At 70.1% G+C, this 14,362-nt stretch carries 13 protein-coding genes; 6 read left to right on the top strand and 7 right to left on the bottom strand.

Annotated features, from left to right (window positions below):
* Positions 1-180 precede the first annotated feature (180 nt).
* A complete protein-coding gene (locus ACFY8U_RS27110) occupies positions 181-2,388 on the top strand; it encodes an MMPL family transporter (RefSeq protein ID WP_389574661.1) in 2,208 nt (735 codons plus the stop codon).
* A 138-nt stretch (positions 2,389-2,526) separates the two neighbouring features.
* Here the strand turns inward: ACFY8U_RS27110 and ACFY8U_RS27105 are convergent, their stop codons facing one another.
* Positions 2,527-4,095, bottom strand: coding sequence for a flavin-containing monooxygenase (locus ACFY8U_RS27105; protein ID WP_389574658.1), 1,569 nt, complete (start codon positions 4,093-4,095; stop codon positions 2,527-2,529).
* A gap of 71 nt (positions 4,096-4,166) precedes the next feature.
* Entirely contained in the window at positions 4,167-5,378 is a 1,212-nt protein-coding gene (locus ACFY8U_RS27100; protein ID WP_389574656.1) for a cytochrome P450, read from the bottom strand.
* 279 nt (positions 5,379-5,657) lie between these two features.
* On the opposite strand from ACFY8U_RS27100, the gene ACFY8U_RS27095 reads away from it, so the two are divergent.
* The 3 genes from ACFY8U_RS27095 (at position 5,658) to ACFY8U_RS27085 (ending at position 7,495) form a co-directional block, all read left to right on the top strand.
* Positions 5,658-6,308, top strand: coding sequence for a TetR/AcrR family transcriptional regulator (locus ACFY8U_RS27095; RefSeq protein ID WP_389574653.1), 651 nt, complete (start codon positions 5,658-5,660; stop codon positions 6,306-6,308).
* Between the two features lie 161 nt (positions 6,309-6,469).
* Positions 6,470-7,075 carry a response regulator transcription factor gene (locus ACFY8U_RS27090; RefSeq protein ID WP_361440754.1) on the top strand — a complete coding sequence of 202 codons (606 nt, stop codon included), beginning with the start codon at positions 6,470-6,472 and terminating at the stop codon, positions 7,073-7,075.
* Positions 7,076-7,150: 75 nt separating this feature from the next.
* Positions 7,151-7,495, top strand: coding sequence for a TetR/AcrR family transcriptional regulator (locus ACFY8U_RS27085; protein ID WP_389574650.1), 345 nt, complete (start codon positions 7,151-7,153; stop codon positions 7,493-7,495).
* 69 nt (positions 7,496-7,564) lie between these two features.
* On the opposite strand, the gene ACFY8U_RS27080 is transcribed toward ACFY8U_RS27085, so the two are convergent.
* From ACFY8U_RS27080 to ACFY8U_RS27060, 5 genes are all read right to left on the bottom strand, one after another.
* Positions 7,565-8,098, bottom strand: a complete 534-nt coding sequence (locus ACFY8U_RS27080) for a flavin reductase family protein (RefSeq protein WP_389574647.1) — start codon at positions 8,096-8,098, stop codon at positions 7,565-7,567.
* Positions 8,095-9,393: a cation:proton antiporter gene (locus ACFY8U_RS27075; RefSeq protein ID WP_389574645.1), complete on the bottom strand. Its 1,299-nt coding sequence runs from the start codon at positions 9,391-9,393 to the stop codon at positions 8,095-8,097. The genes ACFY8U_RS27080 and ACFY8U_RS27075 overlap by 4 nt, the downstream gene beginning before the upstream one ends.
* A 150-nt stretch (positions 9,394-9,543) precedes the next feature.
* Positions 9,544-10,089 carry a winged helix-turn-helix transcriptional regulator gene (locus tag ACFY8U_RS27070; RefSeq protein ID WP_389574642.1) on the bottom strand — a complete coding sequence of 182 codons (546 nt, stop codon included), beginning with the start codon at positions 10,087-10,089 and terminating at the stop codon, positions 9,544-9,546.
* 140 nt (positions 10,090-10,229) lie between these two features.
* Positions 10,230-10,949, bottom strand: coding sequence for a TetR/AcrR family transcriptional regulator (locus tag ACFY8U_RS27065; protein WP_389574639.1), 720 nt, complete (start codon positions 10,947-10,949; stop codon positions 10,230-10,232).
* Between the two features lie 166 nt (positions 10,950-11,115).
* Positions 11,116-12,729, bottom strand: coding sequence for a (2,3-dihydroxybenzoyl)adenylate synthase (locus tag ACFY8U_RS27060; protein ID WP_389574636.1), 1,614 nt, complete (start codon positions 12,727-12,729; stop codon positions 11,116-11,118).
* Between the two features lie 107 nt (positions 12,730-12,836).
* Here ACFY8U_RS27060 and ACFY8U_RS27055 point away from each other — a divergent pair, with 107 nt between their 5' ends.
* Together ACFY8U_RS27055 and ACFY8U_RS27050 are read left to right on the top strand one after the other, a co-directional pair.
* Complete coding sequence (locus ACFY8U_RS27055; RefSeq protein WP_389574633.1) at positions 12,837-13,619, top strand: thioesterase II family protein; 783 nt, start codon at positions 12,837-12,839, stop codon at positions 13,617-13,619.
* Complete coding sequence (locus ACFY8U_RS27050; RefSeq protein ID WP_389574630.1) at positions 13,616-14,362, top strand: SDR family NAD(P)-dependent oxidoreductase; 747 nt, start codon at positions 13,616-13,618, stop codon at positions 14,360-14,362. The genes ACFY8U_RS27055 and ACFY8U_RS27050 overlap by 4 nt, the downstream gene beginning before the upstream one ends.

Below are 14,362 nucleotides of genomic sequence, written 5' to 3'. Positions count from 1 at the left end.
AGACAACGGCTAGTGCTGCTGTCTATTCTGATTCCACCCTCTCCGTGCGGAGCGGGTTCGTCGCCGTTTCTACCGGCTCGTGGTGTGGCCCCGCACGTGCGACCGGGCCCACACCGCCCTCACGTCCTCCCGCGGCCCACCGCGTCTCCACCCTCGACTCACCCAAGGGAAGTGCCCACCGTGCTCACCAGGATCGCCGAACTCGCACTGCGCAGAACCCGGTTACTTCTTGTGATCGCCGCCGCCGCCGTCGTGCTCATGGGCGCGTTGGGTGTCGGGGCCTTCGGCAAGCTGCTCAGCGGCGGCTTCGACGACCCCGACGCACCCTCCGCACGCGCCCAGAGCGTCATCGACGACAAGTTCGGCGGCGAGACGGACCTCGTCCTGCTCGTCCGCGCCGTGGACGGAAGCCCGCTCGACTCGCCGGCCGTCGAGGAGCGGGGCCGTACCCTCACCGAGGGACTCAAGAAGGACACGACGGTCGGCAACGTCATCTCGTACTGGGACACCGGGGCCGAGGCCCTGACCTCGCACGACGGAAAGAAGGCGCTCGTCCTCGCCCATGTGAACGGCGACGAGAACGAACGCGCCGACCTCGCCAAGGAGCTGATCGAGGAGTACGGCGGCGTCAAGAACGGCGTCGAAGTCCAGGCCGGCGGCCTCTCCGCGATCATGAACGACGTCACCACCCAGGTCGGCAAGGACCTCGCGGTGGCCGAGGCCATCGCCGTACCCATCACCCTCATCCTGCTCGTCCTCGCCTTCGGAAGCGTCGTCGCGGCGCTTCTTCCGCTGGTCATCGGGTTGTTCGCGGTCATGGGGACCTTCGCCGAGCTCTTCGTCATCGGCAGCGCCACCGAGGTGTCCGTCTTCGCGATCAACCTGACGACCGCCCTCGGTCTCGGTCTGGGCATCGACTACGCGCTACTGCTCGTCAGCCGTTTCCGCGAGCAGCTGGCCGCCGGCGCGGAGGTCGACGACGCCCTGCGCCGCACCGTCCAGACCGCGGGCCGGACGATCGTGTTCTCGGCGGCCACGGTCATCGCCGCGCTCGCCGCCCTGCTCATCTTCCCGCCCTTCTTCCTCCGCTCCTTCGCCTACGCGGGCATCGGCGTCGTCCTCATCTCGGCGCTCAGCGCCCTCTTCGTCATCCCGCCGCTGCTCGCCGCCCTCGGGGCCCGCGTGAACAAGGGCCGCCTGCCCTGGGCCGCACGCGTGCAGCGCACCGACACGCCGTTCTGGGGCAAGCTCGCCGCCGTCGTCATGCGCAGGCCCGCGCTGACCGCGCTCCCGGTCCTCGCCATCATGCTGCTGGCCGCGAGCCCCCTGCTCTCCGTCACGTTCGGTACGCCGGACGAGCGCGTCCTGCCCGAGAGCGCGGGCAGCCGCCAGGTGGCCACCCAGCTCCAGGAGGACTTCCCCGGCGACGACAACAACGCCGTACAGATCGTCGCGCTGAACGGTGCCACGGGAGCCGCCTTCCAGGACTACGCGAAGGAGGTGTCGCGCCTCGACGGCGTCGAGCAGGTGGCCACCAGCACCGGCTCGTACCGCGACGGCACCCCGGGCAGGCCCGGCCCCGCCGCCGCGGCCCTCGGCCGCGACGACGCCCAGCGGCTCGTCGTCACCATCGGCCACGAGACCAAGTCGGAGGAGGCCCAGAGCCTCGCCAAGGAGATCCGCGCGGTCGCACCGCCTGCCGACACCGAGGTGCTCGTCGGTGGCCAGGACGCCCGACTGGTCGACTCCAAGCACTCCATCGGCGTCCGTCTGCCCATCGCCGCCGGGCTGATCGTCGTCACCACCTTCATCCTGCTCTTCCTCTTCACCGGCAGCGTCGTCCAGCCCCTGCGCGCGCTCCTGCTGAACGCGGTCAGCCTCGCGGCCTCGGTCGGCGTGATGGTCTGGATCTTCGAGGACGGTCATCTCGCCTCCTGGCTCGGCTTCACGCCGCAGCCGCTGGACACCTCGATGACCGTGCTGTTCTTCTGTGTGGCCTTCGGACTCTCGATGGACTACGAGGTGTTCGTGACCAGCCGGATGAAGGAGCTCCACGACGCGGGTCACGACCGCGACACCGTCGTGACGCAGGGTCTCGCCAGGACGGGACGGATCGTCACCGTCGCCGCCGGTCTGCTCTCGGTCAGCTTCTTCGCCTTCGGCACCAGCGACATCAGCTTCCTGATGATGTTCGGCATCGGCAGCGGGCTCGCCGTCGTCATCGACGCGCTCCTCGTGCGTGGCGTCCTCGTTCCCGCTGCGATGCGGATCCTCGGCGGCGCCGCCTGGTACGCCCCGCGGAGTCTGCGCAAGCTGCACGACCGCGTCGGCCTCAGCGAGGGCGATCCGGCGGACGACGCCGAGCGGCAGCCGGTCCCGGCCGCCTGAGCCGCCCGTGACCCAGCACGCACAAGGCCTCCCCGGCAGCCACTCGGCCGCCGGGGAGGCCGCGTAGCTTTCCCCGGACATGACCGTGGCGGCCGGCGCTCTTGCGTCGCCGACCGCCACGGAGTTCGGGCGGGTCGCTCAGTACTGGGGGTCGGCCTTCATCAGACCCGCGGCGATGAGCACCCGCGAGACGAGGCTCACGGCCGTGATCCCCAGAACCTGCGACGTCCTGAAGGCCGGCGGCAGGCTCATGATCGTCTTCCGTGCGGCCCGGTGACTGCTGTGCGGGCCGAACAGCCGGAAGACGTGGGGCGTCTGGGAGCCGATCCACAGCCGCAGAGCCAGTCGCGGATCCAGGATCAGGGCCGGGTGCCACGGGAGGCAGCCGATCACCTTGGCGAAGTCGAGCATGTAGTGGTTGTAGTGGACCAGGGTCCGCAGGTCAGGGTTGCCGTGGAAGACCTCGTTCTCGTACGAGGCCTGCCGCTCGATCAGGTTCTGGAACCGCACCCGGTCCGGGAGCGCCTTCTTGCCGCTGCACAGCAGGGCGAAGTAGCGGCTCTGCATCTCGGAGCACGCCGGAACTCCGCCGGCGGCCGGCCGGGCCCAGCCGATGAAGACGACGCCGAGGCCGAGATCCGGGTGGATCATGTGCTTGTACAGCCTGCGCACATCGGTGACGTTCACATCCTTCAGGATGCTGAAGTCCTCGATGTACCCGGTGTTGAGCATGATCGTGTCGATCTGCTCGCGCCGGCCGTCCTTGAAGAGGACGTAGTCCTTGCCGAGCCGCTCGATCCCCGATGCGTTGACCGTCAGGGTGTTGTCGACGATCCGGTGGATGAACGCGTCGTTCTTCGTCAGGAAGTGGTTGAAGAAGTGCGGGTTCTTCGAGTTCCACTCGGCCACGGCCCGGGCGGCGGCCGTCCTGCCCCGGCTCTTGTTCCGGTTCATCCCGAGCCGCATGAAGGTACCGGCGGCGGCCAGGGGGACCGAGTGCAGCAGCTGCGAGGTGTAGGCGTCGTTGGTGAACGGCCTCCCTGCCGGGTACCTCTCGACGATCGGCTGGTGACGGCGCACGGACAGGGTGCAGCTCTCCGTCACCTGGGCGATCTCGTTGACGACGTCCGCGGCCGTCTCGCCGATCCCCACACAGAGGACCCGCTTTCCGCGGAAGGGTTCGGCGTTCCGGTAGTGGGCCGAGTGGACGATCTCACCCGCGAAGTCCTCCTGGCCGGGCAGATCGATGTAGTTCGGGACCCGGTGCGTGCCGGTGGTGATGGCGACCGAGTCGAACCGGTGCACGGTCCTGTTCTCGGGCGCGTCGGCCGGGGCGACCTCGACGTCGTACCCGCCGCTGTCGTTCCTGGCCACGCTCAGCACATCGGTCCCGTACCGGATGGCGGGCAGCAGCTCGAACTTCTCGGCGAAGTCGCGCAGATACTGCCGGTACTCGCCCGCCGACCAGTACAGCCTCTCCTGGCCGAGCGGCGGAGGGAAGCTGGAGAAGGTCATCATGTAGTTGGAGATGGTGAGCATCGTCGAGTCGTAGGCGCCCGCCTCGTCGGCGCCGACTCCTGCCCGGAACACCCCGCCCAGCTCGGCGTTGCGGTCGAAGCAGGTCACCTCATGACCTTCGTCCAGAAGCTCCTTCATCGCGACCAGACCCGACGGACCAGCGCCGATGACGCAGACTCTCTTCCTCATTCTTACCTCTTCGCCTTGGAGTGTTCCTCTGATGTGACGTGGTTGCGCTGGGGCCGACGCGCGCCGGTCGGTCAGCGGCTCTCGAAACGGACCGGCAGGCTCTCGTAGCCGGTGAGGAAGTTCGAGTAGAGAGGCCGGGGTGTCCCGTTCAGCTCCATCCGCGCGACCTTGTCCACCAGCGCGCCCAGCAGCGCCCGCAGTTCGGCCCGGCCGAGGAAGGCGCCCAGGCAGTAGTGCGGGCCGTGGCCGAACGACAGGTGCCGGTTGGGCGTACGGGACAGGTCGAGCCGCCGCGGCTGGTCGAAGACCGACTCGTCGTTGTTGGCCGAGATGTTCCACAGCGTGACGATGTCGCCGTCGCGGATCCGCTGCCCGCCGACCTCGAAGTCCTCGACGGCGGTCCGTGCGAGATGGATCCCGGGCGTTGCCCAGCGGATGATCTCCTCCACCGCCGTGTCCAACGAGACCTCGCCCGCCCGCAGCGCCTGCCACTGGTCGGGGTTCTCGATGAGCGAGAGCACCGCGCAGATCGCCGACAGGCGGGATGTCTCGTCGCCGCCGAGAATCAGGCTGTAGCAGTTGACGGCCATTTCCTCGACGGTCAGCCGGCGGCCCTCGAACTCCGCGGTCGCGAGCATGCTGATGACGTCGCTGCCGGGGTGGTCGCGCCGTTCCTCGGCCAGTTCCATGAAGTACAGCACGATCTCGTTGCGGGCGCCGATCGCGTCGAGCTGACTGCTGTCCGCGCGATCCGACGACAGTGCCATCTTGTTCCACTGCAACAGCTGCGCGCGGTCCGCGGCCGGAATGGACAGCAGATCGCAGATCGTGTTCATCGGGATCTTCTCGGCGACCTCGGCCGCGAAGTCGCACGTTCCCTCCTCGACCACGGCCGACATGAGTTCGTCGGTACGCTGCCGGACCTTCTCGACGACCTCGCCGAGGACCCGCGGGGTGAACGCGGTGAACATCAGATTCCGCAGACTGCGGTGACGTGCGCCGTCGGTGACCGCCAGCATGCTTCCGCCGGCGGAGTCGTCGCCGCGCAGCACGACGTCGAGGACGTTTCCGCGGGCGGAACTCAGCGCCGAATGATGGAAGAGCGCCTGGATGTCCGCGTAACGGGACACCACCCAGAAACCGGGATTCCGGTCCGTGGGTTCGTGCCAGTGGACGGGGCGCCGCGCACGCACTTCGCGCCAGAACTCGTGGACGTCGTTCTCGGCGAAGGTCGCCGGATCGGTCAGGTCCAGGGAACGAACATGGAGAGCGGGCTGACTCATTGCCTCAGATTGACAGCCGGCCCCGTGTGCCACCCGGATTCTTGCCGGTTCCTTTCCGCCACGAATCGGGGCCGGAGGAGGGGGCCATGGCGCCCCACCTGGGGCCACGCGGCACCGCACCCTCGTATTCCGGCCTCCCGGTGAGAAGTGACGAAAAGGCGCATCCGGTTGCGTGGTGTTTCCTGAATCTCCGACGGCACGTCAGCCCTAGACTCTGCGACCTCGGAGCCGCCCGCACCGCGGCGCCGGCGGTCCGGACCAGTGAAGGAAACCGAACCTGTGCAGTCCCCCAACCCGAGGCCCGGCAGGATCGGGCGGCCGCCTCGCCTGTCCCGAGACGCGATCCTCGTCGCCGCGCAGCGCGTGCTCGACGAGGAAGGGGCGGAGCGCCTGTCCATGCGGCGCCTGGCCAAGGAGCTGTCCAGCACCCCCATGGCCCTGTACCACCATGTACGGGACAAGGACGAGCTGTTGCTGCTCCTGCTCGACGCGTACGTCCAGCGGATCCCCCGGCCCGAATTCCCCGAGCACCCGCGGGAACGCCTCATCGCCGGGGCTCAGGCGCTCCACGACATCCTCGAGGGCTGCCCCTGGGGGGTGGAGGTCCTCGCGTCCAGCAGGTTCGTGAGTGCCTCGGCGACGTGGATCGTGGAGAGCATCGTCGACGCCCTGGTGGTCTGCGGGCTGAGCCCGGCCGACGCCGTCTACGCCTATCGCGTCATCTGGTCGTACATCGTCGGTGAACTGACGGTGCGTTCGCAGCGCGAGCGCGCCGCGAGCCGGCCCGCGCGGCCCCTCGGGGAACGGGTCATGGCGTCCGCCGAGGGGGCGGGCCGCCCCCGGCTCGCGGCCTCCGCCGGGGCGGCCGGCGACGGGCGGCGGGGCCTCGAAGCCGTGATCGACGGGCTGCTCGCCCAGAACACCCGCTGACCCGGGGCCGGGCGGAATCTATAGTTCCGTTATAGCGGCCACTTAGCCTCTCCTAAGTCGAGCTTGACCAGGCCACATCTGAGGCCAGAATGAGGGCGAGCCGATTTTTCGTACGCGTATGCTGCGGTCATGCGTCCTTGCGGTGGCGAAGGGGGAGCCGGGTGAGTATTGATGTCCTGGTATTCGATGAACTGCATTTGTCCCGGGCTTCACTCACGGCATTACTGGATCAGCGTGGCGAAATCAGGGTGGCCGGATCGGTGGACACCAATCGCGCCGCGCTGGAGTTCGCGGAATTGTGCCGGCCGGATGTGACGATCATGAGCTACGAAGGCCGGGACGACGAAACCATCGAAATAGCCGAGAAGATTTCGAGCCTGCCGGACTGCCGCACCCTGCTGCTGGCCACCGCGTGTACCCGGTCGGTCGTCCGGAGGGCTTTCACGGGGGAGATCGCCGGTATGGTCCGGCGCAATGTCTCCCCCGGCCGCTTTCTCGAGGCCATTCGCATGGTGCATCAGGGCGAGCGGGTCTTCGACGCGGCACTGACCGTCGCGGCGGTGGCCAACGAGGACTGCCCCCTGAGCGTGCGTCAGCTGTCCGTGCTCGAACTGCTCTCCCGTGGGGACACGGTGGTGGAGATCGCGGGAAAGCTGTGCCTGTCCGAAGGCACCGTGCGCAATTACCTTTCCGATGTGGTGACGAAACTGGGAGTACGTAACCGGATCGACGCGCTGCGCGTCGCGCGGGACGCCCACTGGATCTGAGCCGACGGCCTGCGCCGGCTCCGGGAACGGCACCCGTCGACACGCCATTTCCTCACGGTTCGGAGAGCTGATCCCATGGAATCCCGCAGCCGACGAGTCGGCCGGCCACGCCGACTCTCACGGGAGGCGATCCTCCGCAGCGCCGAGCGGATCCTCATGGAGGAAGGGGCGGAGCACCTGTCCGTGCGCCGCCTGGCGAAGGACATGTCCAGCACGCCCATGGCGCTGTACCACCACGTCAAGGACAAGGACGAACTGCTCCTCCTCCTGCTGGAGGCACGCACCGAGCGCCTGCCCCGGGCCGAACTGCCGCGCGAACCGCGCGAGCGGCTCCTCGCGGGCGCCCGCAGCCTCCACGAGATGCTCGCGAACTGCCCCTGGGCGGTGGACGCCCTGACCCCGCTACCAGCGCGGACTTGAGGCCGTCGTCGACGGCCTCCTGCGCCAGGGCGTCGCCTGACGGCTCCCGGACCGTTCACCGGTGAGGGATCAGGTGCTCGACCACGCCCGGAACTGTCGCAGCCCGTACAGCAGGGGCGGCCGCTGACGGTGCCGTACGATCCGGTGCGCCTCACCGAAGACGATCACATGGTCACCGATGGTCTGGGTCAGGGAGACGACGCAATCGGCCACCGTGTGCGCGTCACGCACCAGATGGGGCCCGGAGGCGTCCGCGTCCTGCTCCCACGGGAGAAGATCGAACCGGTGCGGATTGCCCGAGGCGAACAACTCGGCGGCGTCCTGGGCGCCCTCGTGCAGCAGGTTCACCGTGAACGCGCCACGGTCCAGGGCGGCGGCCAGGGTCGGGCTGCCCGAGCGCAGGCACACCAGCAGCGTCGGCGGCGCGAGGGCGACGCTGCACACCGACGAGCAGGTCATTCCCCACGGCGCTCCCGCCGCGTCGACGCTGGTGACCACGCACACCCCGGTGGGGAAGCCGCTCATCATGGTGCGGAACTCCGCAGGCGTCGCCCCGGCCACCGTGACCTGGGGGGAGTCGGCCGTGGTCGAGTGCTCGCTCATCGGGTGCTGCCTTCCGTGGCCACGGTACGGGCGGCCACGGCAGGCTCCGGCACGGCGCCGCGTCGCTCGGCCCGGTCGATGACCTGGAGCAGCGGCCCGGTCATGGCCGTGGTCGCCAGAGCCATCACCACCAGGGCGAGGACCAGCGGAGCGGGCAGGATGCCGGCGCTGTACCCCGCCTGGATCACGATCAGTTCGGTCAGACCCCTGGTGTTCATCAGGACGGCGATCCGGGCCGCCGGCCGGCGGCCCGAGCCGGCGAACCGCGCGCCGAGGTAGCCGCCCAGCAGCTTGCCCACACAGCCCAGCACCAGCGTGCCGGCGACGAGTGTCCAGGACGCGGCGGTGAAGGCCTTGATGAGCACGGTGACGCCGGTGACCACGAAGAAGATCGGTGTCAGCATCCGTCCGGTGCGCGACACGGCGTCCACCGGCTTCGCCCAGGGGGCGAGGTCCTCGCCGGGGATCGCCAGTCCGACCATCGCGGCGCCGACGATGGCGGTCATGCCGAAGTGCTCGGTCAGCATCGCGGTACCCAGCGCGGCACCGCCCAGAAGGACCGCGGTGCTCCTCGGCATCCGGCGGCACAGCCGGCGTGCCGTGTCGGTGCGCAGCCCGAACCGCAGCAGGAGGGCGCAGCTGCCGCCCGCGAGGAGCGCGCCGAGGGATTCCCACAGGCCTCCGAGGTTGCCCGCGCCGAGTCCGATGGCGAGAGTGAGCAGGATCCAGCCCATGCTGTCCATGACGATGGCGGAGGCCAGCGAGAGCCGGCCCTCGGCCGAGTCGCTCAGGCCCCGGTCGCCGAGGATCCGGGACAGCACGGGGACCGCGGTGATCGACATCGTCACCGCGACCATCAGGAGGAAGGCGGGCAGCGGCACGTCGCCGCGGGCCGCCTCGTCGTCGGTGAGCGCGATCAGGCCGACCAGCAGCAGGCCCGTGGTGAGGGGCACCACGAAGGCACCGGCGGTCAGCGAGGTGAGCGCCTGCCGCGGCGGGCCGCCGGGCCCCGGCCGCAACTTGTGGGCGAGACCGACCAGATAGAGCACGAGCCCCACCTGACCGACCAGCTTGAGCACGTCGATGACGGCGGCCGGCAGCAGGGCGTCGAACAGGGCGCGGTCGGACAGGGCGAGCACGACGGGGCCGACCAGCAGGCCGACCGTGACCTCGCCGACCACCTCCGGCTGACCCAGCCACCGGGCGGCGGCCCGGCCGGCGCGTGCCAGGAGCAGGAGGGCGGCGAGCGCGACGATCACGTGCGCGGCTCTCGAGAAGAACTCCGAGGGATCCATGATGTCGGGGGAGCCTTTCGTGGCTGTTCCGGTGCGGTCGGTCCTGACAAGGGCGCGCGGCGGTCGTCGGCCCGCGCCGGGGTTCCGGCGCGCGGTACGTCGAGGAGCCGTGGTTCTCGGCGTCGTGGCCGGACGCGTCGAGGCGGCGCGTCAGCGCTGTTCCGGTACCTGCGGATAGCGGGCGATGATCGCCTCGCTGGCCTTGGGGCCACGGGCGAAGAGGAAGCCGCCCGTGTCGAGCCGCCGGCCGGTCACCCGGTCCACCACGACCGGGTCCGCCTCCGCACCCGTCGCGGCGTCCACCACGACGAGGCTGCGGTCCGCCGGGCACAGCCGGCGATTGCCGTACGCGGCCATGGCAAGGATCAGCGGACGCAGGGCGCGGCCGCTGTCGGTCGGCCGGTACGTCCGGTCCTCCGGCGCCGCCGTCCCGTCCCGGGCTTCGAGCAGACCTCTCGTGACGAGCTGGGCGAGCCGGTCCCGGAGGACCTCGGCGGGCGTCTCCAGATTGCGGCGGATCGCCTCGAACCCGTCATGGCCGTCGAGGACCTCGTGCAGGATCTCCAGGGTCCACCACGGGCCGATGACCCCGACGGTACGGGCCAGCGGGCAGTCGGGGATCCGCGCCTTCGGACCGGCCTGCCGCGAGGACTCCGCACGCCCGCCGTCCGTGCCGCTCAAGAGTTCGCCACTCACCGTCAGCTCCCATGGGCGATCGGAAACGTCTGGTGCCCAGCCTGTGGTGTCGCCGGGTCCGGGAAGGACGACCGGAAAGAAAACGGCAAGACCCGGTCGGGTCTCCAGGGCCGGGCGATACGGCGCGGGAGCGCCCCTGATCAGCGGTTGGGGCTTCGTGTCGACGACGACGTCGCCCGGGAGAGCAGTCCGTCGACGAGGACGTCGAGTGTGGAGGGAAAGGTGTCCAGCGCCGCCAGCGCCGTCCATCGGTCGTTGAGGGCGGTCAGGTGGGGCAGTTGGTCCTCGTCGAGTTCGTTGACGAACGCACCGGGGCCGGCGGCCGGCTCGTCCCGCGTCTGCTCGTCCCGCGTCTGTGCGTCGGCGGAGTGGTCGCGGATGAGGACCTCGCCGACCGTGAAGTACCAGATGTTGCGGAAGACCTGTACGGCCTGTTCGGGCGTGCATCCGTGGTCGACGGAACCGGCCAGGATGTCCTCGATCAGCCGCAGGGCCGGGGTGCTGAGCCGGGAGATGAACCGGTCGCTGGTGAGGACCTCGGCGGACAACGGCCACTCGGTGAGGGCGTCGTGGATCGCGGTGGCGGCCGCGACGATACGGTCCCGCGGCTCACCGGCCTGCTCGGGGTGGGGAATCTGCTGCGCGTACTCGTGGATCAGGAGCAGCAGCAGATCCTCCTTGTCCCGCACGTGGTGGTACAGCGTGGTCGCCCCGATGCCGATCTCGGCGGCCAGTCCGCGGATCGTCAGCTTGTCCCAGCCGCTCTCGTCGATGAGCCGGCGGGCCACGGTGATGATCTGCGTTCGGGAGGTCACGGGTGGGCGGCCGACGCGGCCGTGCGTGGGATTGGTACGGGGCACGGTCCCATCATGCCTTTCCGTCGGAGCCGTCATGACCTCGGCTTCGTGCGCCCGGTGCGCGGGCGGACCCCGTCACCGGACGGCGGTCCCGCCGCGGCCGCGAGCCCGGACACGGGTGGCGGCGACGGCAGGACCGCTCCTGAGCGGTGTCGGGGACACCGGTCCGTCACGAGTACTGAGAGGCCTTCAGGGCCTTCTTGTCGATCTTGCCCACCGGGGTGTGGGGGAGGTCGGACACGATGATCAGCTCGTCCGGCAGCTTGTACGACGCGAGTCCGCGGCCGCGGATGTGGTCCCGGATCGCGCGCAGCGTGACCTGGTCCGCTGCGTCGTCCGCGTCACCGTTGAGGACGACGAACACACAGAGGCGTTCGTCGAGTTCGTCGTCCGGGACGCCGACCACCGCGGTGTCCCGGACCAGCGGATGTGTCAGGACATGGCCCTCCACCTCCTCGGCCGAGACCTTCTCGCCCAGGTGATGGATGATGTCCTTCAGTCGGCCCTCGATGACGACGTTCCCGTCCTCGGTCATCCGGGCCAGGTCCCCCGAGCGGTAGAACCCGTCCGCGGTGAACGACCGGCGGTTGTGGTCCGGCGCGGCGAAGTAGCCCCGGATCGTGTACGGGCCTCGGGTGAGCAGCTCGCCGATCTCGCCGGTGGCGACCTCGCGGTCCTCGGAGTCGACGATCCGGATCTCGTCGTCCGGGCACACGGGCCTGCCCTCGGTGCCGAACACGACCTCCGGCGGATCCTCCGGACGCGTATGCGTGATCAGCCCTTCACCGATGCCGTACACGTTCATGAGACGGCAGCCGAGGTTCTCACTCACCCGGGCCGCCGCGGCGGGCCCGAACTTGGAGCTGCCCACCTGGATGGTCACCCCGGACATGTCGACCGGGGTGGTCCGCGCGGCCTCCGCCCACAGCAGGGCCAGCGCGGGAACCAGGGTCGTCAGGGTCACCCCCTCCCGCTCGATCAGCGGAAACACATGGTCGGGGCTGGGGTTCGCGGCGAGTACGGCCTTCCCGCCGAGGATCACCGCGCCCAGCGCTCCCGGGCAGCCGAGCGCGGCATTGTGCGGCACCGGGTTCGCGGCGAGGTAGACGCCGCTGTCGTCGAACCCCACGACCCGGGCACAGGCCGCGATGTTGTACGCGTAGTCGTCATGGGTCCGGGGGATCAGCTTCGGCACACCGGTGGTTCCCCCCGACAGCAGCAGCAGCGCCACCTCGGACGAGTCGACCGGCGCGAGCTCCCGTATGTCGGACCGGGCGAGTTCGGACAGCGGTGTGAACTCCGCCGCGTCGCCGTCGACCACCACGTGCCGCAGACCGGGCGCGTCACGGCGCACCTCGCGGGCAAGCGCCCGGTAGTCGAAGCCCTGGAACCGGTCGGGACCGATGTAGGCCACCGCGTCGGCGGCGCGCGCCAGATGGAGGATCTCGTCGCGACGGTGACCGGGCAGCGCCAGCACCGGGATCGCGCCGATGCTGAACAGCGCCACGACGGTGGACAGGAAGCCGATCCGGTTCGGCAGGTGCACCACCACACGGTCGCGGTGGCCGATGCCGAGATCGAGCAGACCGGAGGCGACGCGGTCGGCCTCTTCGACCAGCTCGGCGTAGCTCGTCCGCCGGGTCCCGTCCACCGCGGCCGTCCTGCCCGGGTGGCGCGCGGCACTGGCGTCGATCAACTGCCGCAGGGAGGCCCCCGCCCAGTAGCCGGCGTGGCGGTAACGTTCGGCGAACTCGGGTGGCCAGGGAACGAACCCGTCCAGCATGTGTCCTCCTCGGGTTGAGACGCCCTCAGGTTCGGCCACCGGCTCCCGGGGACGCGTCGATCCCGACAGAGCTTTGACAGATTGCCTCGGGCCCCCGACGCCTTTCGGTGAAGCTCGGTGGCGTGAATCGCATACGAACGCGTGACCGAGGTTGGGTGCGGGCCCTCAACAGCGTGGAGCGCCCGGCCCGACGGCTGGTGTGCTTTCCACACTCCGGAGGCTCGGCGACCACGTTTCGTGACTGGTCGTCGGCCGTGCCCGCCGACTGCGAGCTGCTCGCCGTGCAGTATCCGGGGCACGCCGACCGGATCGCCGAGGAACCCGCGAGCAGCGTGGCCGAGATCGCGGCCCACGTCGTCACGGAGCTGCTGGACCTGGAACCGGTTCCGTGCGCCCTGTTCGGACACAGCCTGGGTGCGCTCGTCGCATACGAGACCGCCCGCGGGATGCAGGACCGCGCGAGGCCCGTACGGAACCTCTTCGTCTCGGGTGCGCCGGCGCCGGGCCGGGCGGGTGGCGGAACCACGCATCTGGCGACCGACGACGACCTGTGGTCCGGCCTGCGGGATCTCGGCGGGATCGACCCCGTCGTCGCCGAGGACGCCGAGCTGAGGGAGCTGCTGCTGCCGGTCGTACGGGCGGACATCACGCTCAACGAGACCTACCGCGCGGACCCGCACGCCGAGCCGCTGGACTGCTGGATCCGCTGCTACCGCACCACCGAGGACCCCCTGGTCGACGGTGAACGGCTGGCGGCCTGGGCCGAGGTCGGCACCGGGCGGTTCAGCGCACGGACCTGGCCGGGTGGACACTTCGGCCTCGTCTCGGACCCCTCCGAGCTGATCGCCGACCTCGTCGCGGCCTTCGCGGAGGGCGTGGTCGTCCGATGACCCTGGCCGGAAAGTCGGTCGTGGTCACCGGAGCGGCCACGGGCATCGGCCGCGGGATCACGGAGTGCCTGCTGAAGGCGGGCGCCGGCGTGACGGTCGTGGGGCGCCGCGAGGCACCGCTGCGGGACCTGGCGGACCGGTTCGGTTCCGCCGTCGCGTGGGTGGCCCAGGACGTCGGCGCGCCCGGCGCCGCCGAGCGGATCGTCGCGACGGCGACCGACAGCTTCGGCAGGGTCGACGCGGTCGTCAACAACGCGGGCCTGGCCCGGTTCGGCCGGCTCGACGAGACCGACCCCGCGCAGTTCGACGCGATGTTCGCGGTCAACGTCCGCGCGCCCGCCGAACTGACGCGCCACGCGCTGCCCCAGCTGCGGGCCAACCGCGGCAGCGTCGTCAACATCTCGTCCGTGGGCGGAGTGGTCTCCATGCCGGGGCGGTCCTTCTACGGCGCGACCAAGGCGGCCGTCAACAGCCTCACACGGTCGCTGGCCAGGGAACTCGCCCCGGACGTACGGGTGAACGCCATCCTGCCGGGTCCGGTGGACACCCCGATGTGGAGCGAGACCGGCCTGGACGAGGCCGGCACCGAGCGGTTGCGTGTCGACCTCCTCGCGTCGACCCCGATGGGGCGGTTCGGAGAGGACACGGAGATCGGCCGGTGGGTGTGCCTCCTGCTCGACACGGAGACATCGGGCTGGGTCACCGGCGCGCTGATCCCGGTCGACGGTGGGCGCACGGCATGA

Source organism: Streptomyces sp. NPDC012508 (genome assembly GCF_042902595.1).
GTDB lineage: Bacteria > Actinomycetota > Actinomycetes > Streptomycetales > Streptomycetaceae > Streptomyces.
The sequence above is the reverse complement of the archived record's forward strand: the minus strand, read 5'-3'. Positions and strand labels throughout refer to the sequence as shown.